The organism is Limnothrix sp. PR1529 (assembly GCF_002742025.1).
Lineage (GTDB): Bacteria > Cyanobacteriota > Cyanobacteriia > CACIAM-69d > CACIAM-69d > CACIAM-69d.
Genome location: NZ_LIRO01000007.1, coordinates 13,689 through 34,155 on the forward strand (window position 1 = coordinate 13,689; position 20,467 = coordinate 34,155).

Annotated in this window: 17 protein-coding genes and 1 pseudogene; 5 read left to right on the plus strand and 13 right to left on the minus strand. The window is 55.0% G+C overall.

All coding sequences use genetic code 11. The features are described 5' to 3' along the window. Positions 1-96: 96 nt before the first annotated feature. The 3 genes from AMR42_RS00720 to rsmD form a co-directional block, all read right to left on the minus strand. The gene (locus tag AMR42_RS00720) at positions 97-1,872 is read right to left on the minus strand and encodes an ATP-binding protein (RefSeq protein WP_099531558.1); all 1,776 of its coding nucleotides are present in this window, start codon (positions 1,870-1,872) and stop codon (positions 97-99) included. A gap of 372 nt (positions 1,873-2,244) precedes the next feature. Continuing rightward, positions 2,245-4,119 carry a TrkA family potassium uptake protein gene (locus AMR42_RS00725; RefSeq protein WP_099531559.1) on the minus strand — a complete coding sequence of 625 codons (1,875 nt, stop codon included), beginning with the start codon at positions 4,117-4,119 and terminating at the stop codon, positions 2,245-2,247. 350 nt (positions 4,120-4,469) lie between these two features. After that, complete coding sequence (rsmD, locus tag AMR42_RS00730; RefSeq protein ID WP_099531560.1) at positions 4,470-5,051, minus strand: 16S rRNA (guanine(966)-N(2))-methyltransferase RsmD; 582 nt, start codon at positions 5,049-5,051, stop codon at positions 4,470-4,472. Positions 5,052-5,454: 403 nt separating this feature from the next. Between rsmD and AMR42_RS00735 the strand changes: the two genes are divergently transcribed. Then, positions 5,455-5,604 carry an isochorismate synthase gene (locus AMR42_RS00735; RefSeq protein WP_099531561.1) on the plus strand — a complete coding sequence of 50 codons (150 nt, stop codon included), beginning with the start codon at positions 5,455-5,457 and terminating at the stop codon, positions 5,602-5,604. A 938-nt stretch (positions 5,605-6,542) separates the two neighbouring features. After that, positions 6,543-7,763 (plus strand): geranylgeranyl reductase, encoded by a 1,221-nt coding sequence (gene chlP / locus AMR42_RS00740; RefSeq protein WP_099531562.1) that lies wholly within the window; start codon positions 6,543-6,545, stop codon positions 7,761-7,763. Positions 7,764-8,165: 402 nt separating this feature from the next. Here chlP and petG read toward each other — a convergent pair whose 3' ends face one another. Beyond that, on the minus strand, positions 8,166-8,279 hold the full coding sequence (gene petG / locus AMR42_RS00745) for a cytochrome b6-f complex subunit V (protein ID WP_099531563.1): 114 nt from the start codon (positions 8,277-8,279) through the stop codon (positions 8,166-8,168). Positions 8,280-8,635: 356 nt separating this feature from the next. Between petG and AMR42_RS00750 the strand changes: the two genes are divergently transcribed. Then, positions 8,636-8,929, plus strand: coding sequence for a cytochrome c (locus tag AMR42_RS00750; RefSeq protein WP_099531564.1), 294 nt, complete (start codon positions 8,636-8,638; stop codon positions 8,927-8,929). Positions 8,930-9,129: 200 nt separating this feature from the next. Beyond that, entirely contained in the window at positions 9,130-9,342 is a 213-nt protein-coding gene (locus AMR42_RS00755; RefSeq protein WP_304441447.1) for a DUF2555 domain-containing protein, read from the plus strand. A 127-nt stretch (positions 9,343-9,469) separates the two neighbouring features. On the opposite strand, the gene AMR42_RS00760 is transcribed toward AMR42_RS00755, so the two are convergent. The 3 genes from AMR42_RS00760 to AMR42_RS00770 all read right to left on the minus strand — a co-directional run bounded on the left by AMR42_RS00760 (position 9,470) and on the right by AMR42_RS00770 (position 11,620). Further along, positions 9,470-9,790 (minus strand): hypothetical protein, encoded by a 321-nt coding sequence (locus tag AMR42_RS00760; RefSeq protein WP_143472881.1) that lies wholly within the window; start codon positions 9,788-9,790, stop codon positions 9,470-9,472. 105 nt (positions 9,791-9,895) lie between these two features. Beyond that, entirely contained in the window at positions 9,896-10,366 is a 471-nt protein-coding gene (locus AMR42_RS00765; protein WP_199291319.1) for a bis(5'-nucleosyl)-tetraphosphatase, read from the minus strand. 357 nt (positions 10,367-10,723) lie between these two features. Next, positions 10,724-11,620: an alpha/beta fold hydrolase gene (locus AMR42_RS00770; RefSeq protein ID WP_099531566.1), complete on the minus strand. Its 897-nt coding sequence runs from the start codon at positions 11,618-11,620 to the stop codon at positions 10,724-10,726. A 1,480-nt stretch (positions 11,621-13,100) separates the two neighbouring features. Here AMR42_RS00770 and AMR42_RS21550 point away from each other — a divergent pair. After that, positions 13,101-13,565: pseudogene (locus AMR42_RS21550) on the plus strand (M23 family metallopeptidase); the annotation flags it as partial. Between the two features lie 302 nt (positions 13,566-13,867). Here the strand turns inward: AMR42_RS21550 and AMR42_RS21335 are convergent. The 6 genes from AMR42_RS21335 to AMR42_RS00800 all read right to left on the minus strand — a co-directional run. Then, positions 13,868-14,002, minus strand: coding sequence for a hypothetical protein (locus tag AMR42_RS21335; RefSeq protein ID WP_255407478.1), 135 nt, complete (start codon positions 14,000-14,002; stop codon positions 13,868-13,870). A gap of 174 nt (positions 14,003-14,176) precedes the next feature. After that, on the minus strand, positions 14,177-14,266 hold the full coding sequence (petN, locus tag AMR42_RS00780; protein ID WP_099531567.1) for a cytochrome b6-f complex subunit PetN: 90 nt from the start codon (positions 14,264-14,266) through the stop codon (positions 14,177-14,179). A 25-nt stretch (positions 14,267-14,291) separates the two neighbouring features. Further along, positions 14,292-15,119: a pentapeptide repeat-containing protein gene (locus AMR42_RS00785; protein WP_158234306.1), complete on the minus strand. Its 828-nt coding sequence runs from the start codon at positions 15,117-15,119 to the stop codon at positions 14,292-14,294. Positions 15,120-15,179: 60 nt separating this feature from the next. Beyond that, positions 15,180-16,274, minus strand: a complete 1,095-nt coding sequence (locus AMR42_RS00790) for a TrkA family potassium uptake protein (RefSeq protein WP_234406428.1) — start codon at positions 16,272-16,274, stop codon at positions 15,180-15,182. Positions 16,275-16,475: 201 nt separating this feature from the next. Continuing rightward, positions 16,476-19,286, minus strand: a complete 2,811-nt coding sequence (locus AMR42_RS00795) for a PD-(D/E)XK nuclease family protein (protein ID WP_099531569.1) — start codon at positions 19,284-19,286, stop codon at positions 16,476-16,478. 65 nt (positions 19,287-19,351) lie between these two features. Then, on the minus strand, positions 19,352-20,467 hold a 1,116-nt coding region (locus AMR42_RS00800), incomplete at its 5' end, for a tetratricopeptide repeat protein (protein ID WP_143472882.1).

The window sequence follows — 20,467 nt, forward strand, 5'->3', positions numbered from 1 at the left end:
ACTTGATGCGCTCAACTCATGCACCAAGTGTATACACCAAACCCATGAACCAAACCCATACACCAGATTCATGCACCAGATTCATGCGCTGGATTACTATGCCAAAGCCTTTTCCAGAACTGGTTTCACAGTGTCCTCGGTTTCCAATTTTTGTCGAATCGGCAACTCAATTTGAATGGTAGTTCCTTGACCCGGCGCTGAAATCACTTGAATTTGTCCTTCATGTTGCTGCACCACCTGATAGGTGATCGCCAAGCCCAAGCCCGTTCCCTGCCCGATCGGCTTAGTGGTGAAAAACGGGTCGAACAACTTACTTTGAATCGCTGCTTCGATTCCTGGGCCATTATCGGCAATGCTCAGTTGCACCCATTGAGAATCAATCACTCGAGTGCTGAGCGTAATTTCAGGATGGAGGATTGATTCATCACTCAAAACATCGATCGCATTGTCTAACACATTCATGAAAACTTGATTGAGCTGTGCTGGATAGCATTCAACTTCCGGCAAATCGCCATAGCGCTTGGTGATTTTAATATCATCCTCCAAGCGACAATGCTGTAGGCGATAGTTCAACATCAAAAGGGTATTTTCTAGACCCTCATGCACATCAACGGTTTTGAGATCTGCTTCATCCAACCGCGAAAAATTGCGCAGCGACACCACGAGTTCTCGAATTCGTTCTGCACCCGATTTCATGGAAATGAGTAGTTTAGGCAGATCTTCGATCACGAATTCCAGTTCTTCGATTTTTTCTTCCATATCAACATCGGCTACTTCCTGGGGATATTTTTCCTGATAATATTTCACCAAATAAATCAGATCCGAAACATACTGATCGACATAGCCCAAATTGCCGTAGATAAAGCTAATGGGATTGTTGATTTCATGGGCTAAACCGCCCACCAACTCTCCTAGGCTAGACATCTTTTCCGTTTGCACCAATTGCAGTTGGGCCGCTTGCAAGTCTCGCGTGTAGTTTTCCACCCATTCAATCAATTGATTCACGGATTGGGCCAAGGTTCCCACTTCGTCAACGGTCGTGACATCGGCCCGCAATCGGGTGTTGGCATCGTGGGTCACCTGTTGGGCAAGGCTGGCCAGATCTTCGATCGGTTGGGCGATCGTGCGGCTGGTGTAATTACCGAGCAACACCGACACCAACAACGCCAGGAAAATACTCCCGATCGCCATCATCAGCCGAAAGTTTTCGGCCTCGCGCCGTTCCTGAACCGCAGTCAATAGTTCTTGATTGGCATCAATGTTTAAGGACTCCAAAACATTGGTGAAAGCAATGAAGTTATTAAATTCTTGACTGCGGAGCAGTTTGCCAATTTCCGCATCAACCTTGTACTGATTTTTGACGCTGCCGGTCAGCGGTTGAATAACTTCAATGGATTGCTGAACAAATCTTGAAAACTCTGCCACCACCGTCACATATTGACTAAACGCAGTGCGGTTTCTGAGGAGCAAGGGGCGATCGTCTATGGCCATTCCCTCCGTTAAATCACTAACGGTTTCAATCCGCTTCATCAAAGCTTGACCCGCCTTGCGAAAGGTGACCGGATCATGGGTAAAGGGACTCAAGGATTTGGCGGGCAAGTTGGACAAAATATTAATTTGTAAATCCAACAATCGCTTTTGATCTTCGCGATATTCCGCTAATTTTTGGTCGGCAGCCGCTTGGTAATGATTACCAATCAGAATTCCAATTGAGGCCCCAATGATTGGAATACCCAGCGCAACCAGATAACCACTGGCAATTTTGGAGCGAATAGCGGTTGGTTTGAAGTTAATCACGGCTGTTTTCCACTGCTGAAGCTGAAATTGAAGCTGCTTGGCCACAGAAAGGAAAGATAAGCTAGAAGAGGCCATGGGGTTTTAGTAGAAATTTGCGTACTGATGAAAGCTGAATTGCGCCCTGGTGTTCCTAATAAACTGCGGATCTTTCAGAATAAAGGAAAGTGACAGATTAAAGATCTGATTAAACATCGGCTGAAGCGGCTGATTTTGCCCAGTCCTAAGTACAAATACATATTTGTTTTTGTTATTAATTTTTTCTTAATTATCTGATGCTCCCGATCATACCGCAGTTATTAGGCCCCTGTAACGGGCTATGGATCAAGTTGGGTTGCAGACACGATTTCATCGCCATCAGTGGTGGCAATGAAAATCAGGGGAACTTCATGAAAATTATACAAAATGCAGCGATCGCACCGTTGTTGGGCGGTGGCACAAGGGGGAGTTTTAGCGATCGATCCGTCGAAATTGCTTGTCGTGATGTTGATTCAGAATTCGATCGCTCGCCAAACGCCATAACCGATCGAGGTAACAGGCGGGAATGGAAAGATACAGAACATCGTGGGCCCCCAAAACGGTTCGCAGCAGTTCCCAGCCGTGGATGGTGGCGTGGTCGGGACGCTCCAGGTATAGCGGCACAAAGTCGAGGTGAATGGCCGCAGTTTCCACATCCAGACCGCAAAGGGGATGAAGCGGAGTAATCAGGGTTCCGAGGGCCACCCACAGCCGATCGCCCGTGACCCCGCTGCCCAAGATCCGCCCTCCCAAGGCGGCCGCCGCAAAGGCCGGCGCAGCAAGCTCCACGGGACTGAGCACCGTTTCAAATTCAAAAACCTGCTGCATCATCATGGCCGATTGGGGATCCTGATTGCGCAACACAATCGCCAGCCGAGGGGCGATGGTACGGGCATTTAGCCCAATCTCCAGGTTAGCCAATTCATCTTGAGTTGTGGTTAGGAGCGCCTCAGCACGCTCAACCCCAACGGCAACTAAGGTTTCTGGCAGGGTGGCATCCCCAATCACCACGGGGATTTGCAGCGATCGGGCGGTGGCCAAAAATCGATTATGGGGATCTTGTTCGATCGCCACCACTTCGCAACCTTGGGCCCGCAGTTCCCGGGCGGTTTTGAGGCCCAAACCTCCCAGCCCGGCCACAATGAAGTGGCCGCGTTTGGGCAGCCGCACCACCTCCAAAACCTGCTGAAACCGAGTTCCCAAGATGTAATCGTTCAGCAGGGCGTAGCAAATCCCGACAATGCCAGCGCCCACCAACATCAACAGAGCGGTGTAGATTTTGAGGGCATCGGGGGCCCGATCGAGCATATCTTCCTTGCCGCCGGCCCCGGTAATTGTGCCCACGGCAAAATAGAACGCTTCAATCAGCGATAGATGGGTGTTGGCAGCCACGTCATAGAGAATGGTGGACACCACAATCGCCAGCAACAGCACCACAAAGGCGATCGCCGCCGGGCGGCCTTGGTGACCCAAGCGCCCCAAACCATCAAGAAAACTTTGTAGCCGTTGGCGACGTTTCAGTTGGGACGGTCGGCGCGTGGGGCGCGTGGCCACAATCAGCCGATCGCCCACTTGCAGTTCCCGGGCCAGGCTGAGGGCGGCCACCAAGTTGGGGCGATCGGCAAAGCGCACATCGCCTCGTGGCTCATCGGGATAACCCTGAAGATCCCGGGGAAAATCGCGTGCGGCCTCGCGATGGCCCTCGCGATGGCCCTCTCGGTGTGGGTCTTCTGCTTCGTAACGATGGCTCACTCGATCGACTGGCGTAACTGGCAAATAGTCGATCAGCATCCGATCCCGATCGTCCCACAGTTCCGAAAGCCGTCGCCCCAGCCAGGGATGGCCAAAATCGATCGCCTCTTCCCGCATCGGCCAAAGGCGATCAAACAGTCGCACTTGCCCGATCGCCCGACTGCCCAAGGCCGCAAACACAAACGCCGGAGCCGCCAAGGCCGACACACTCAAACTATTGTGATCCGCCAAGGTGGAATCCAGGCGATCGCCCAACTGAGCGTTATAGAGGCGATGCACCACCCGCAAATTTGGGTTTAACAACCGCGCCTGCATCAAGATCGCTAAATTCTGTGAGTCCCGATCGCCCACCAACACCAGGGTTTGGGCCGTGGCAACCCCCGCCGACAGCAACACCGCCGCCGAAGTGGGATCCCCCACCACCACCTGCGCATTGTTCACTCCCGGCAAAGGGCGATCGCTAATGCCCGTGACCGCCGCCCCCTGCTGGTGCAACAAATTAAAAACCTTGTAACCCGTGCGCCCCAAGCCACAAATGATAATTCGCGGTTTCATGGCTCCCGGACAGACAGCGGCGATCGCTTCACACGCTGGGTTTCCAACCATCGAGTATGGTGCAGCCGTTGCCGCCGTTGCTGTGTGCCAGACTACCTGTTGCGGCCTGCGGGACTGGTTGGAAGCGATTGAGTCATCGTTTCTGTACAAAATCGATCCAAAAAGACCGACACCAGCGGGGCTACACCAAAGTCAACCCTGTAGGGGCGTACGGCCGTACGCCCCTACCCGGATTTTCTCGGTCTTAAGTTGAAGCCAATGCTCAACGCCCACACCGTCGGATCTCAACAGGACAACCACGCCAGTTTTGGAACAAACACCATCAGCCAAAGCCATTTCACAAAGCCATCTCAGCCAAGGTTTTGGGTTGCCTCAGGTGCGGTTGCCTCAGACCAGCCATAAAAAGCCAGGGCACAGTTGCCATAGGTCTTGACCCGATCGCACCGGAGCTGGCCCACCTGAAGCGGCGGCTGCCACTGTCGAGGATTAAACTCAACGGCACATTCACCCGCCTCCGCCAACAATTGCGCCTCCGCCACAACCTGCAAAACCGATTCATATAGATCACCGGCATAGGGCGGATCGAAATAGATGCGATCGAACCGTTGGCCCCGCAACCGAGCCAAGACCCGTGGCGCATCTCCCCGCACAATTTCAAACCGTTGGGGCGATCGGGCAATGCGTTGCCAATTGTCTCGAATCACTCCGCAGGCTTGGGGCAACTGTTCCACCCCCACCACCAAAGCCGCCCCCCGCGCCAGGGCCTCCGCGCCCATGGATCCGGATCCGGCGCAAATGTCCAGCCAACAACAACCCCCGATCGCTCCTTGCCAAATTTGAAACAACGCCTCTCGCACCCGCGAAACAGTCGGCCGGGTTGTTTGGCCAGGCAGCGTTTTGAGCGATCGGTTACCGTAAATCCGAATGGCCATAGTAGCGTGACAGGCTTAATGCATTAGGTCAAAGTTGCGGAGACAGTCGTAGGAACAAGGGGCTTAAGCCCCTTGCTGCTTAACGATCAGGTGCTGGTAACAGTCATGTGTTTGACCCCGCGAATTAGGGCAGCCGCGCTCATAAAACAGGTTAACGACAGCGAAGCCTGAAGGAACATCTGAGCAGTCACTGAGGGGACTTGCAAAGCTGGCAAATTGCCAAGAATTGTTTGAAATTCTCAATTTCCAGGAAGTTCCTGCGCAAAATTAGCACACAAAACATTGAGAAATTCATCGAAATTCATCGATTTATCACGGAGCGATCCCAGCTCTCAGGAAACTTCCCTATGCTGAAGGTAAGCCATTTCATTCCCTCTTAATTGATGGAGCCGGAGGTTAGGTTATGCAATTCTGGACTTCGCTCTCATCCTCAATGCAATACGTCTTGGAAGGCTTTGGTGAAATTTTCGCGCCCGACCACGACGACTATCCCGCAGTTGGCGTGCAGCCTTTTGAAGATGAACCCTATCTCGGCTCCAATTGGACTGAATAGCCCAGAGAGCTGATCCCCAAGGGTTAAGTTAAGTGTTTGATCACCTGCCTAGCGCTCGTTGGTTTTTCTCCTGGTCGTGACTGAATATTTAGGGGTATTGGGACTCCTCTAGGAATGAGGTTCTTAATGGGTTCAGTGGCAATTCTCCGCCATTAATTGGCTAATTCATGTGGCTGATTCATGGGCGATCGACTGCTGAACCCGGTTGATGAATATCAAACTAAGCGATCGAGGAGCGTCCAGTTCCTCGATTTCTTTTTTGTCGCTTTTTATCTTTTTGTGCTTATTTGTGTTTATTTTCACCTATTTACGGCTATTTATGCTTGTTTTTAGCTGATTTTTGCCCATGCCCTTGGATCCCTTGGCGGGCCCCCAGTCAACCATCGCCCTAACCCCCGGCCCGTTGCCCCATGCCCGAAGCTTGATGGCCCAAAAACTCAGCCTGTGGATCTCAAGGTTGGTGAACGGGGGGTATCAGATCGTTAAACTCTGTTGCATTCTCGTTATAGAAGCTTGGGGCACGCCCAGCCACAGGAAACCCCCGTGATAGGATGACATCCAATCTTTGGGCGGCCAGAGCGGTTTTTGCGGTTTATTGCCCCCTTTTACCTTTGTTGCCGATGGGCAGCGCGGTGAATGATCCAATTAATAATCAGCGGGTAATCCAACGGTTATTGAACAGAGACGGGTTAATCCGTTCAGTGGACGGGAAAAACCCAACGGCGGCAGTAATCCACGTTAATCGCGTGGCTTTGGAGTCCAGAACAAAATCGCAAGCCTTCTCAAAGCTCCTCGCCTTGATTGAATTTTGAGTTCTGAATTAGACCCCTCTGTGAGCCATTGGCCAGTGCGGTTGGATCTAAGGCGCGATCGAAATTTCATCAGGACGAGGGTGATGTCGAAGCCTCAGCCACACGCGTAATTAGGAGAAGCTGTTCGTGTTACGGGTTGCTGTTGTTGGCGGCGGGCCGGCCGGTTCCTCAGCCGCAGAAACGCTCGCTAAAGCTGGAATTGAGACCTATCTGTTCGAGCGCAAGCTGGACAACGCCAAGCCCTGCGGCGGCGCAATTCCCCTATGCATGGTTGGTGAGTTTGAACTTCCGCCGGAGATCATCGATCGCCGCGTGCGGAAGATGAAGATGATCTCACCGTCCAATATTGAGGTGAACATCGGTTCAACCCTCAAGCCTGATGAATATATCGGTATGTGCCGCCGGGAAGTCCTGGATGGGTTCATGCGCGATCGGGCGGTGAAGCTGGGGGCTAACCTGATTAACGGCACGGTACACAAGCTGGAAATTCCCAGCAGTGACAAGGCTCCCTACACCCTGCACTATGCTGACCACTCCGATGGTTCGGTGGCGGGCGTGGCCAAAACCCTGCAAGTGGATTTGGTGATTGGGGCTGATGGGGCTAACTCCCGGATTGCCAAGGCGATCGACGCGGGGGACTACAACTACGCGATCGCCTTCCAAGAGCGAATCCGTCTGCCCGAAGACAAGATGGATTACTACCAGGACTTGGCGGAAATGTACGTCGGTGACGATGTTTCCCCCGACTTTTACGCCTGGGTGTTCCCCAAATATGACCACGTGGCAGTGGGCACGGGCACAATGCGCGTGAACCAAGCCCGGATCAAGGAACTGCAAGCGGGCATTCGGGCCCGAGCAGCCAAGCGCCTCGAAGGTGGGCAAATTATCAAGGTTGAAGCACACCCGATTCCGGAACATCCCCGCCCTCGTCGGGTGGTGGGTCGTGTGGCCCTGGTGGGTGATGCGGCCGGTACGGTCACCAAGTCTTCTGGCGAAGGGATTTACTTCGCGGCCAAGTCGGCTCGGATGTGTGCGGAAACCATTGTGGAATTTTCCAACAAGGGCCAGCGCGTTCCCAATGAAGCAGATCTGAAGCAGTATCTGAAGCGTTGGGATAGGCAGTATGGTGCAACCTATTTGGTGCTGGATCTGCTGCAACGGGTGTTTTATCGTTCCGATGCGACGCGCGAAGCCTTTGTGGAAATGTGCGAAGACATCGATGTGCAAAAGCTGACCTTTGACAGCTATTTGTACAAGACGGTTGTGCCTGCCAATCCGCTGACTCAACTGAAGATTACGGCGAAGACGATCGGGAGTTTGCTGCGGGGTAGTGCCCTGGCTCCCTAGTCCAGCTTCCTGAGACGAAGCCGGATTGAATTGAAGATTCATCAGCGCTCGGCCTTTGGGCTGGGCGCTTTTTAATGAGCAAATATTCTTAATGAGCAAATGAGTGGACAAATAATTGTGATCATGAGGAAGTAGTCATAATCAAAGGCCGTAGTGGGCATTGCCTACCTCATCATTGCTCCATGGCATCTACGATATGTCGCACCAAGTGTTTTGGGTAAAGGCTGTAATTCATGATCAAAAAAGTGTGGAGACCTGCTTAAAACAGACCTCCACTGCATTGCTGCTGTGAATACAGCGATTGAATTAAGTTTGGAATTGCGATCGCAAGGATGCGCGAATGCCAAACACAGGTTCAAATTGAATGGGACGATCGAGCGGGTCGATCGGGGCCAAATCAACCTACAGATCGAACTGATTGCCGCGACGATATTGCTGATAGGCTGCGAAAAACAGGCCACTCAGCGTCACCAAAATCAGACCCAAGACAATACCGAGCAAGCGAGGTTCGATCACGGCGGATTCTCCTTCCCTAAATCGTCTAAAACATTAAGTCATTTTTAAAGCACTTAGTCAGATTCCAGCAGTGAAGACTACGGATCTGGTGCGGTGGCTGTTCCCGATCGGGCAACGCGCCCTCCGATTTTACCGGCTTCTCAGCCCGAAAACTGATTCTGTCCTGAGTGGGCGAGTAGGGGGGAACTTCGGCGGCCCGGGGGCAACCTTTGAGCTATGTTATTAAATGAAAACTTTCATGTCGGTTCCTCAGCAACGCGATCGCCTTGGAAACGCCAGTTAATCAGTCCCCAGTCCAACCTTGGGCGCGTCGTACCCTTGCGATCGCGATACTCCTTGTCCTGTCCGTTTTGCTGATGGTCTGGCCCCTGGGCCAGTGGTTTCAGCCCATGGATCCCTACGCGGAAAGTGTCTTAGCTTTGCAGGGCGATCGCGATCGGGGAGCAGCAATTTTTTCCATGAACTGCGCCGTTTGTCATGGGGCTGATGGCGCGGGTCATGTGGGCCCCAGCTTGCTTGATGTGGCCAGCCGAAAATCAGAAGTCGCCCTGATTGAACAGGTGATTAGCGGCAAAACGCCCCCCATGCCGCAATTTCAGCCCGCTCCCCAGGACATGGCCGACCTACTGCGCTACCTAGAAACCCTCTAGCGGTCATTGTTTGGCGTTTGGTTTAGCTAGTGGCTTAGTTGGTGGCTTAGTTGGTGGCTTAGCTGGTGGCTTAACTTTCGGTTTAACTTTTGGGCGAACGATGGCCGCTTTCATGAACTAACGTACCAAAACAAGGGAAATCGATTGTTTGGTGGTTCATCCGGCTTAAGATCAGTCTAGGGCTTGGAGGAGGTTTAACCGTGGAAGTACTGCATATTTCACAACCGGCCGTTGCCCAAATGACTGAGCAAGATGTGGCCGAGTTGGCGCTCCGGCTGGAGCGGGATGATTATGCCACGCCCTTTGAGGGGTTGCGAGACTGGCACTTGCTGCGGGCGATCGCCTTTCAGCGGCCAGAGCTAGTTGAGCCTTACATCTACTTACTGGATTTGGAGGCCTACGACGAGTCTTGAGCTTTGCCGAGTCCCGTGGGCGGCTCGGAGTGGCAAGGGTCAAGCAAATCGCCAGCCAATCACTACCGCCAGCCAATTACTAGAGGAGTTGGGGGCGGGTTTTTGGGCCCGCTGAATGCTCAGGTGCTCAGGTGGAAGCGCGGCGGCGGCGAGGACGGCGCTTGCCCGTCACATAGAGAACGATAAGTGTGCCGATCGGGGTGGCCGCGAAAGCGCCCGCCATGCCCAGGGTCAACAAAGAGACCGGGAAGGTCACCGACAAGGAAGCCAGGGCCCCCAAGGCTCCACCCACCAAAGCGCTGCCATAGGCCGCAACGAGGCTTTTGCGCAGGCAACGCCGACCCAAGAGCCTTGCTATGGCACCAATGAATAGCCCGATCGCCCCCACGCCAATGGTTAGCGTCGCGACAACCAGAAGGGTAAACAATACGGGGCGATCGAGCAGCATGGGCGAAGGGGCTTGGGCAAGAAATACGGGGCAAGAAATGCGGGGCTAATGGGGGTTGGCGCTAATTGGAGTTGCATGAACGGGAATTAGCGCAACGGAGCTGCGTTACTCTTCGGTTTGAATAGGCAAAGTTGCCAGGGCTTGCAGCCATTCCAGCGCTGATTCAAGAACCCCCCGATTAGCCGGGAACGTAATGCGCGATCGGGCTTCTTCCGCTGTCAACCAAGCACTGTCTTGGATTTCCTCCGGTTGCAGGTTGGTTTCCCGATCCAAAACCCAAGCAGGAAAATAAGTCACCGTTTTTTGCACCAGTTTATTCTGTCGGCAGTAGGTTTCAACAAACTGCACATCGGTGACGGGAGTGCAATGTTGAATGCCGGTTTCTTCGGTAAATTCCCGAAGCGCTGTTTCAAGGGCACTTTCGCCCGGCTCCGCATGGCCCTTGGGAAACGCCCAATGTCCTGCCCGGTGCTGCACGAGCAAAAACAAAGCCTCTGCTCGATCGCCCGACTGGGGCAAATAAATCGGCACAATTCCAAAGGCTTCTTCGGTCACAGGCTGGGCATCCGTCGGCACGGGAACATCTCCTTGGGCGAGTGCCAATTTAAAAAAATTATCCGGGTCTGAATCGCGTGGGTCTGAGTCGCGTGAGTCCGAATCACGCGGGTCTGAATCGCTTGGGTTCCAATTGCCCCCAATCACGCGATCGAGATCCAAACCACCTGCCGTCTAAGCACGATCTCAACAACGCGATCTCAACAGCACGATCTCAACAAACAGCTTAACCAAAAACATGCTCTCAACAGCAGTTCCGTCCCTCAGCGCCGCTGTTCGGTGAATCTCCGGTTGGTTGTTGAGCCTCGCTCAGGATGGTTGCAAAGAGTAATCCAGCGTTCAGATCCAGCCCTCATACCCAGCATTCAGACCCAGCGTTCAGACCACATCAAATTGCGCCACTTGACCAAAATTATGGCGTTCTTGGGCGGGCGCAATGAGCCATCGATCAATCGTTTCGGCAAACCCGATCGGGTCATTCAGAAAGGGCCAGTGATTGCCGGGAACCGTTTGCACCGTCAGCCGCTCGCAGAACTGATGGAAATCGCGAGTTTGCCAAGCAAATTGATTCAAGCCCTGTTCCGGCAAAATCAACAACGTGGGCGAGGAAACTGACTTCTGGAAGCCCGCAATTCCAAGCACATCTTCAAACACGCGATCGCGCGCCAGCAAATCTAGTTTGCTACCCCAAGTACCATCATCTTTCTGTTCCAGATTTGCCGCAAAGGCCGCCGCTTGCCATGGATTCCACTCACGATATTGCTTGAGTTGCCGAGCACAGTCTTCCGCTGAAGTTTGATCCGGAAACGGGCCCGTTAGCTTCAAAAATGGCAGGGTTCGATACAAAATTGGGAAGCTTAAACGCAACCAATCAGGCATTTTGCCAATAAAAAATGGATCAACAATGACTGCCTGCTGAAATCGCTGGGGCAGATCCTGCATCCAACGGGTGGCAACCTTGCCCATCCAAGAGTGGCCCACCACCGTCACCCGAGACCAGCCCAGGTGATTACAAAGGGCTTCCAAGTCTTCAACGATTGCTTCAGTGGTGTAGGGGCGATCGCCCTTGCTGCTGTTCCCATGGCCGGGCAAATCCGGCGCAACCACGCCATAGCCTTTTTTGGCCAGCTCTTGGGCTGCTCCTTCCCAAACCGCCGCACAATCGCCCAGCCCGTGCAACAGCAGTAGCGGTCGATCGCTCAGATTTCCCCATTGCCAATAGGTCAGAAATTGATTCGATCGGCCAGGTAACCCCAACTGTTGTTGGTCATTCATAATCAGACCCGCTGTAATAGCTTGTAGTGCAACTTGACAAGGAACTCGATCACTTCAGCATCACCTCAGCTCAGCATCACCTCAGTCCAATCATGGGTATTGGGTCTTGAGCACTTAGTCTTGAGCACTTAGTATTGAGCGCCCAGCCTTAAGCACTTAATTCTGTGCCTAGTCTTGAGCAATTCCCCCAAGACTCTTTCCCAGACAATACCCAAGGGCTAACCCACCATTCCTGATTGTTCTAAAATCCACCCTGGGTTCATTCTATCTAAAGACCTTCTATCTCAGAAATTTCCCTTGAGATTGATTGATCTCCAAGGCATTTGTGTTTTTTTGCTGGATTCTTAAAAGGTTAATGGCTCAGCCTCTTTCGCAAAACCATGGCTCCATGATTGCAGAAAAGATGTAGAGGTTGCCCCAGTGTTTTCCATGGAACTGCAATGAAGCTTGAACGAAGCTTTGTGGATAAAAAAGCACATTTTCTTCTCTAGCCTGCACCTAGGCTAACCTTTTAGAACAAAATTCTTGCGTTTCTTGGGGGGCTGAACGATCGGCAACTTCCCAGGATTCAGCGTCTGTCGTTCTGGGGCTAGCTTGCTGATCAGGAGTGGACGGAGCGAATTTTTTTTTGTAGAGTCGGTGACGTTATGTCACGTTGACGGGCGCTAACGCTCCACCGCCCATGCCGCCACGCACCTTGCACCGTCCTGCTTTGCCCCCAGCTCGATCGAACCACAGCTTCTCACTTTCCAAGCCTCCCTCCCCGCCCCTGACTGGCGAGGCTTCGGTGCGCAAAGCCCGATCGCCCCGGGCCCTCGCTCGCGCCCACTGGCAATTGGCGGTGATCGCGGGGTTATTTGGGGTGGGGCTGTTGTCAGCAGAGGCGATCGCCCCTTGGTGGCAGCGCCCCCAGCACACCGCCACCACCAGCCTTGATGCGCCTCCCAGCTCGCCCCCTGCCGAAATCATCGAGGATTCTCGGCGACAGATTGCTGAGTCGGCAGCGATCGTTCGTGGCCAAGCCGACCCAAACTGGCAGCCGCAGATGCGCCCTGTTCAGCCCTTGAACGTGACGAACTATACTGCCCAAGCTCAACGCCAAAGCGCCAACGCGACTAGCTATTACAGCAGCTATCAGAACAGTAATAGCTACACCAATTACCAAAATTCTTCAGACAATCGATTCAATTCTACACAGCCAGCGGCCAACCGTCCTGCTAATCGGAACGCCTCAACCAATAGCCCAACTAACTCCAGCAATTTCAACAGCTATAGCAACTACAACAACAGCTACAGCAACGGTTACAACAACGGTAATCCTGTTCGTAATAACGGTAATAATTCCGGCAGCAATTACAACAGGAATATTAACCAGGTCAACTCCGTTGGGAACTATGCCGGGGGCTACAATCCCAACTATGTCAATCCCTATGGCAACTCGGGACAAGGCAATCAATGGGATCGATCGGGCCGTCGCACCTCATGGCAACAGGGTTCATTTCCCGTCGAGAACTTCCAGACCTATACCTCGCCCTTTGGCTACCGTCGTCGGGGGGGCAGCGTGGAGTTTCACAAGGGTCTAGATCTGGCCGCCCCCAAAGGTAGCTATATTCGCAGTTGGTGGGCCGGCCGAGTCATCCGAGTGTCTGACGGTGGGCTGTGTGGCACGGCAATCACGATCCAGTCCGGCGCTTGGGAACACACCTACTGTCACATGATGGGGCGGGTGGCCACCTGGCAAGGTCGCCGCTATTTGAGCGATCCCGATGGGGGATTACGTATTTTCCAGGGGCAAACGGTGACCACGGGGATGCGGGTTGGGCGTGTGGGCATGACGGGCCGCACCACGGGGCCGCACCTGCATTGGGGTATTAAATACGGGAAAGATTGGATTGATCCGGCCTTGGTGTTGCGAGCGATGTATCAGCAACAGGCCAGGAACTAGCCGAAAATTTTGCAGTCTAGTCCAGAGTTCATCTAGCCCCAAAAGAGTCTAGCTAGCCAAGAACGCGCAAACTCAAAAGGGCGCTTCTAGGCTTCTATTTACCTTGATTTGCCTTCCTGGATTTGTTTACCTGAATTTGGTGGGCACTGCCCACCCTACTAGCGTACCTGCCTTAATTCGCTGGGTTAAATTATATGGCTGTTACCGCCACCAAATCGTTAGGTAGCAAGATGCTCAAGCCCCTTGTCTCCCACTATCTGCTAACGATAGAATCAGGATTTCAGGCGATTTGACGACGGGCCCTAGCGCTTTTGGGGAGTTTTTTGGCGGCGGCGATCGCGCCACTCAGCGGCCGTTAGGTACACAATGCCGCCCGTAACCACCACCATCAAGCCCATGGCCACGATCGATAAAACGGTTAAGGCCGAAGTTTCCACGGGAATCCTCACCAAAAATCAAAAATCAAGGGTCAAAAAACAAGATAAAGCCACTTAAACAAAACTGTCGATCGAGGGTGTATGAATCAACCCGATCGACAATCTTTATTGATCCCTGAAATGCATTCTTAAACATCGAGCTTCGGCAACAGACTTGGCCACAGCCCCGGGAACTTAGAAGCCGTTGCGGCCCCAAATCACCATCGAAATCGAGAAGGTGAAAACCGTCAGCAAGCCAACCCAACCGAGGGTGATGATATCCATGATGTCCGTCCCCTATGCGTTTGCGTCAAAATTTTCCGCCTTTGATGGTATCACCCGCAGGCGATCGGGGACAGCCTTGGCGCGACACTTTGCCATCGGCCAGACGAGCGCCGCAAAGGATCGCCTTTTCCAGATTGGTATCCGTCAGGTCTGCGCCGGTTAAGTCCGCGCCGCTGAAGTCTGTTTGGCGCAAGTCGGCTCCTCGCAAAATGCTGCCCCGCAGGTCAGCCTGGTTCAAGCGGGCATAGGTCAAGGAAGCACGGGTTAAGTCGGCTTGGGATAGGTTGGCGCGGGTGAGGTTGCTGTCTCGCAAGTCCGCTTCGGTGAGTTCGGCCTGGTGCAGGATGCTGCCTTCGAGCGATGCGCTAACGATCGTGGCGCGGTTGAGGCGGGCTGCCTCCAAGTGAGCTTGGGCGAGGTTGGCTCCGCTGAGGTCGGCGTTGCTGAAGTTGGCATGGTCAGCACGCACCTGGGCAAAGCTGGCCCCAATTGCCCGGGCCCGGGTCAAGTTGGCCCGATCGAGCAAAGCTCCTTGTAAATCAGTCCCCACCAAATCCGTGTCGCCCAAGTAGGCATCGCTGAGGTTTACCCCCGCCAAGTTGGCATAGCTGAGATCGCAGTGGCGGCAAACGGTGTTCCGAAACAACCGCTGCAAATCCGTCAGGCTCTCGGCCCGTACCGGCAACGCCATTAACCCCCAACCCCACAACAACACCCCCACCATCAGCAACCCTCGCAGCACTTGGGCGGGGCAAACCCGCAACCACCCGGCCCGATCAATCCCGATCGCCCAGCAAGACAACGGGCGGCGATGATTGACCACGGGCCCCGAATCCGAGTCAGCGTTGGTCATTGGGGCTGAAATTAGCGGCATTCGTTCCTTGAACCTCGGTCTAAGACTGGTGGCTGCCCGCTAACGGGGGAGGCCGCGATAGCGTTGGTTGCGGTTGTGGTTGCGGCTATATTCCCGACCAAACACGGAGGTGGGCATATCGTCGCTGTGACCCATCACGATCAGCGTATCGCCCGGATAAAGTTGCGTCGATTGGGGTGGGTGAATGATGGTATTGCCGTCCTTTTGCAGCAGGGCCACAACGATGAATGTGCCATGGCCACGCACTTCCACGTCCCCGATCGTCCGGCCATCCAAGGGGGATTGGGGGCGCACGGGCACTTCGTCCAGCTTCACATCCAACCGCGACAGCATTTCGCTGAGGGTGGCTCGGCCCTTGTCTTCTTCCAAAAAATAGAGGGCAGAGGGGTGATTCAAAATTTGAGCAATCCGCTCCGCCCCAATATTAGCTGGCAAAACCACTCGATCGGCCCCGGCCAGCTTCAGCTTGTTTTCGGTGCTGGCCGCTTCGCCCCGAGCCACGATCGTCATGTGGGGATTCATGCCCCGGGCGGTCAGGGTAATGAACACATTTTCCGCATCATCGGGCAACACCGTGGCCAGGGCCTTGGCCCGCTCAATGCCCGCCGCTCGCAAAACCGATTCATCGGTGGCGTTGCCTTCATAAACCAAATAGCCCAGATTGACACCCCGCTCCACCCGTTCAGGATTGGAGTCAATCACCACGAAGGGCTGGCCCGTTTCCACCAGCTTGCGGGCCAATAGCCGACCAATGCGGCCCAACCCGCAAATGATCACATGATCTTTGAGGCGATCAATATCTCGACTCATGCGCCTGGCCCCCAGTAGCCGATTCATTTCGCCCTCGGCCAGGGCTTGGAAGACCCCCCCTACAGTGTAGACCGCCGAAGAAGTGCCCGCGATGATCACAAAAATCGTGAAGGCCCGCAAATGGGGGGTCATGGGGCCAATTTCCCCATAACCCACGCCAAAGACGGTGATGATGGTCATGTAGAAGGCATCAAGAAACCCCCAACCGGCGATCATGTAGCCCGTGACGGAGATGATGAGGGTGACCGCAAAGAATGCAGCCCCAATCCAAATCTTTTGGAACGGTCGTTGGTCGATCGGACGAAAACGGCGACGTTCAGACACCTGGAAGGAGGGGGGAGAAAGGGGAGGAGGCTGAGCGATCGACCCGATCGCGATCGAGAATCAGCACCCGTGCATCGTAACGGCTAACAATCGCAGGGAAAAGAGTCTCAAATTCAGGAAATTTTCAGACTACTTCCAGACTAATTTCAGACCATTCTGTGGCGGTTGCTCAGCTAATCGTAGGGCGAATTCCGCTTGTAATCAGCCATCCTGGACACAACGACAGGCCGATGAGGCTTCGCAAAACTGACAGGCTTTATATTCCCGATCGGGATCCACGGGATATTCCCCTGCGGCCAGGTGGTGGCGCAACCGTTGCACCAAAGCTCCCACCTCTGGGTTGTCACTGGTGAGCGATTGAGGCGAGACGAGTTTCGCTTCCCGCAGGCTGTAGTAATAGGCCTTGGCGACGGGGGTTTCGGGAGCCAATTGAGCGGCGGCGCTGGCATAAACCAACAGTTGCACATCCAGGTTTGCTTGGCCGGTTTGGTCTTTGACTTTGGCTCCTTCAGCTTTGCCGGTTTTGTAATCAATCAGAACCAAGCCAGCGGGGGACTGATCCACCCGATCGATCATGCCCTTCACCTTCAGGCCCAGCCACTCCCCTTCAAAGGGCACTTCGCAATGGAGGATTGTGGACTCGGCGGGTAAAAAGGTGTCTTGCAAAATTAACCACTGCAATTGGGCCAGGAGTTCTTGGCGCTGGGCTGTCCAAGTGAGGTGGCGCGGCAGTTGCAGTTCGGTGGCCGCTTCGGTCAGCCAGGTTTCGAGGGCCGCCAACCGTTGCTCAGGGTCATTGAAAACGGGCGCTTGCCGATCGCGCTGTTGTTCCCCCAGCTTTTGCAAAACACGGTGGTAAAGGTTGCCTTTGCTGTTGCAGGGCAAGTCGGCTTCGGTTTCTTGGGGTTCTTGGAGCCGCAGAACGCGTCGCGCGAAGTATTTGAACGGACATTGCCCCAGATCGGTGATTTGGGAGGCGCTGAAGGTATGTCGATCGGGATCCATGGCAGCGAGGGAGCCAAGGAAACCGTGAAACGCCAAATCTTCCGGGCGATCGGGCTGGCCGCCGCCCAATCGTTGGCATTCCATCCGCCAAGCTCGCTCTAGCACTGGGCCGAAGGGATCCTGGGCCAGGTCTGCGGGGCGATCGGGGCGGGTTAAAAACCGCTGCCAACTGGTCAAAGGGCTGACATCGGGAACCGGCTCCGGCTCGGTGGGTTTGATTGGGGGATCGCGGAGCAGGGCGCTGGGGAATTGGGGTTGCTGGCCGTGCCACTGGGGATAGCTGAACACCAATTGCTCTTGGATGGTGGCAAAGGCGGCGCTGTTGTGGAGGCGTTCTTGATCCGCCAGTTCGGCAGTGCCAGCCATCGGAAACCCGGCTTGGGTGAGGGCGCGTCGATCGAACCAGTCGAGGGCCAGATCTGGGGCGATCGGGGCGGGCCACCAGCCTTCCACCATTCCCAGGGCAAATCCGTAGCGATATTGGGCCCCAATCAGGCTGGCGGGGTTGTGCAATTCCACGCCCCCTCGGCCGGGGTGACGGGGCACGGAAATGAGGCTCAACAGTTCCCGCAATTCCTGGGCAAAGCTGGCCAGGGTTAATGTTTCGTGGCTAGGACGGGCTAGCTCAATCAGGTGGTGATTCAGGCTGCTGAGGGCGTTGGCTTCACTGGGCCAATGCTGTGCGCCCGATCGAATCTCCAGCGATCGGGCACAGTCCTGCACCCAACTCACCCACTGCTCACGGGTGGCACGGCGGCGGGCCGATTGGGCCGGTGGGGCCAAATCGGTAAGATCAAGACCGGCATGAACCCAGGCCTTGGGGCGATCGGGGCGTAGGCGGCGGGCCGTTTCCCATTGACCTTCTAGGCGATCGCGCCCGATCGGGTGGCGCAATAATTGCACTGCTGGCTCATAGGCCCATTGTTGTTGGGCCGCTTCCAGCAGGCATTGCACCCAATGGCCCACCCGCGTTTGCGTGAGGGGCACGCCATACAGCAACCGCACCGGAACTTCAAATTCCTGCGCCACCTCCAACAGCTTGGGCCCGTAGCGTTGCTCATCGCGGGCAATCAGCACCATTTGGTTCGCCGGTACGCCTTGGTGAAGATGCTGTTTGACCTTGGCCAGAACCCAGCGCACCTCGTCCTCCAGGGTGGGAAAGGCGATCGCCCGTTGCCAGGGTTGGCATTCGGTTGGGGAGGCTGTTGCCTCGGATTCCGCAGAGAATTCCGCAAAGAATTCCGCCGCCGATCGCACCGTCCAGCCCCGCTGTTCCCAGTCCGGCAGCAACCGATGCAAAGCCGGGTGGTCGGGCCACCAAAGGCAACTGCCGTGCCCCGCCAGGGCATCGATAAGGGCGATCGCGTCGGGAGCCAAATAGCCATAGCCCCACAGGCCCAACACCAGGGGATCCACTGCGCCCTGGGCGATCGCCTGAGCCGCCTGTCCATAAATTTGGGCCGCATCTAGTCGATCGGCTGGTCGATCGACAGCCCGCCGCTGCATGGATTGATCGCCCAGTTGTTGATCACCCAGTTGCTGATCGCTCAGTTGTTGATCATCCAGTTTCTGATCGCCCGCTAATTGCAGCGCTTGCAAATAAGCCTGGGCGATGGTCACCAACCGCCGCGCCCGATCGCTCAAGGTAGGTTCCTGGGCCGCCATCGCCAGAGACCAGCCGTTGTGCAACATTTCCCGAATCACAGGGGCGATCGTATTGGCATATTGACCCGCTTCCACCTCAGGCCAAACCGCCGCCACGGCCGATCGCAAAGCCCGCTGACGCATCAGCATCGGAGCCAGGTTGCCATCCAGTCGCAACCGCTTCAGGAGTTGATCGAGCGATTGGGCCTGCACTCCGATCGCCCGGGCCGCTTGCCGGGTAGGGGTCAGCACCCAATCAAAGGGGCCCCAAAGACCTTGGGCGATCGCCCGCTGCACCTGGGCAGCCTTGGCTCCCAGCCAGATTGTTCTTGGGGCGTTGACGCTCGATCGGTTCGCGGTCATGGACAATTGGGGATCCTGAAATTGGGCAGCCTGCGGGCATCGGGGAAAGTGGTCGATCGCAAAACCTAGCGGCGACGGCGACCAGAACGGCGCACCCGATCCCAGGTCGATCGCACATCCTGCAACGAGAGACGACGACGACGTTTGTCATCGTCATCGTCATCGTCCTCCACCGCCACTGCTGGATTGTCCGGCGGGGCAGATTCTGTCACCGGTAATTCAGCGGGCGGCAATTCAGCGGGCAGTTGCGCCAGCAGGGTGCGGGCTTGGGTTGCAGCATCAAAATCTTTCTGTTGCGAAAACAGCTCCACAGCTTTGTTTAAGTCCGATCGGGCTTGATTGGCTTGGTCTTCGGCAAAATGGATCACCCCTCGCAGCAGGTAGGCCGTCGCCCGCTGGTTATCCAGGGCAATGGCTTGATCCAAGTCCGCCATCGCCCCGGCCGCATCACCAAATTCATAGCGAGTTTCCGCCCGATAGAGATAGGGATCAACAAAATCTCCCTTGGCAGTAATCGATCGATTGAAGGACTCCAATGCCGATCGATAGTCTTGGAGGGCCACTTGCGCCAACCCTTGCCCCAACAGGGCCTCCGCCATCTTGGGATTGTGAGTCAGGGCCTGCTGAAACCAAGCGATCGCCTCGCGGTAGCGTTCGTTGTTCAGTTCCTCAACCCCGCGATTGTTAAATTCCACCGCCTGCACTGCCACAGCCAATTGCTGTTCGATCGCCGCCAGGTTCGATCGATAGGTGGCTAGCTTGCTTTGAATCACTGCCCCCGTCAACGCATCCGGCGGCAGACTCGCCAACGTTTGAATGGCCAACTGCCATTGCTGCTTGGCCTGTTGCCAAACATCCGGCGGGTGGGGCGGATTTTGCACCAAGCGGGCGGCTTTTATGGCCGCATTTTCAGCGGTGTTCAGGCCCCGGGCGATCGTCAGCTCGCGGTTAATGGCGGATTGCTGTTCTTTGAGCGTGGGCAATTGGGCTTGGGCCTGGTCATGGGGCAACAGGGGCCAAGGGGGAATCAATTGCAGCCAGTTGATTTGCTGGGTGAGTTGCTGGTTGGTTTCCGCAAGGCGGGGAATTGAAGGAGTTGATCGCGCTTGGCGGGCCTGGGTGAGCAAAGCGGGCGATCGACCCAGCAGCCAGCTCGTTAGCCCCCAAAGCCCACCCCCGAT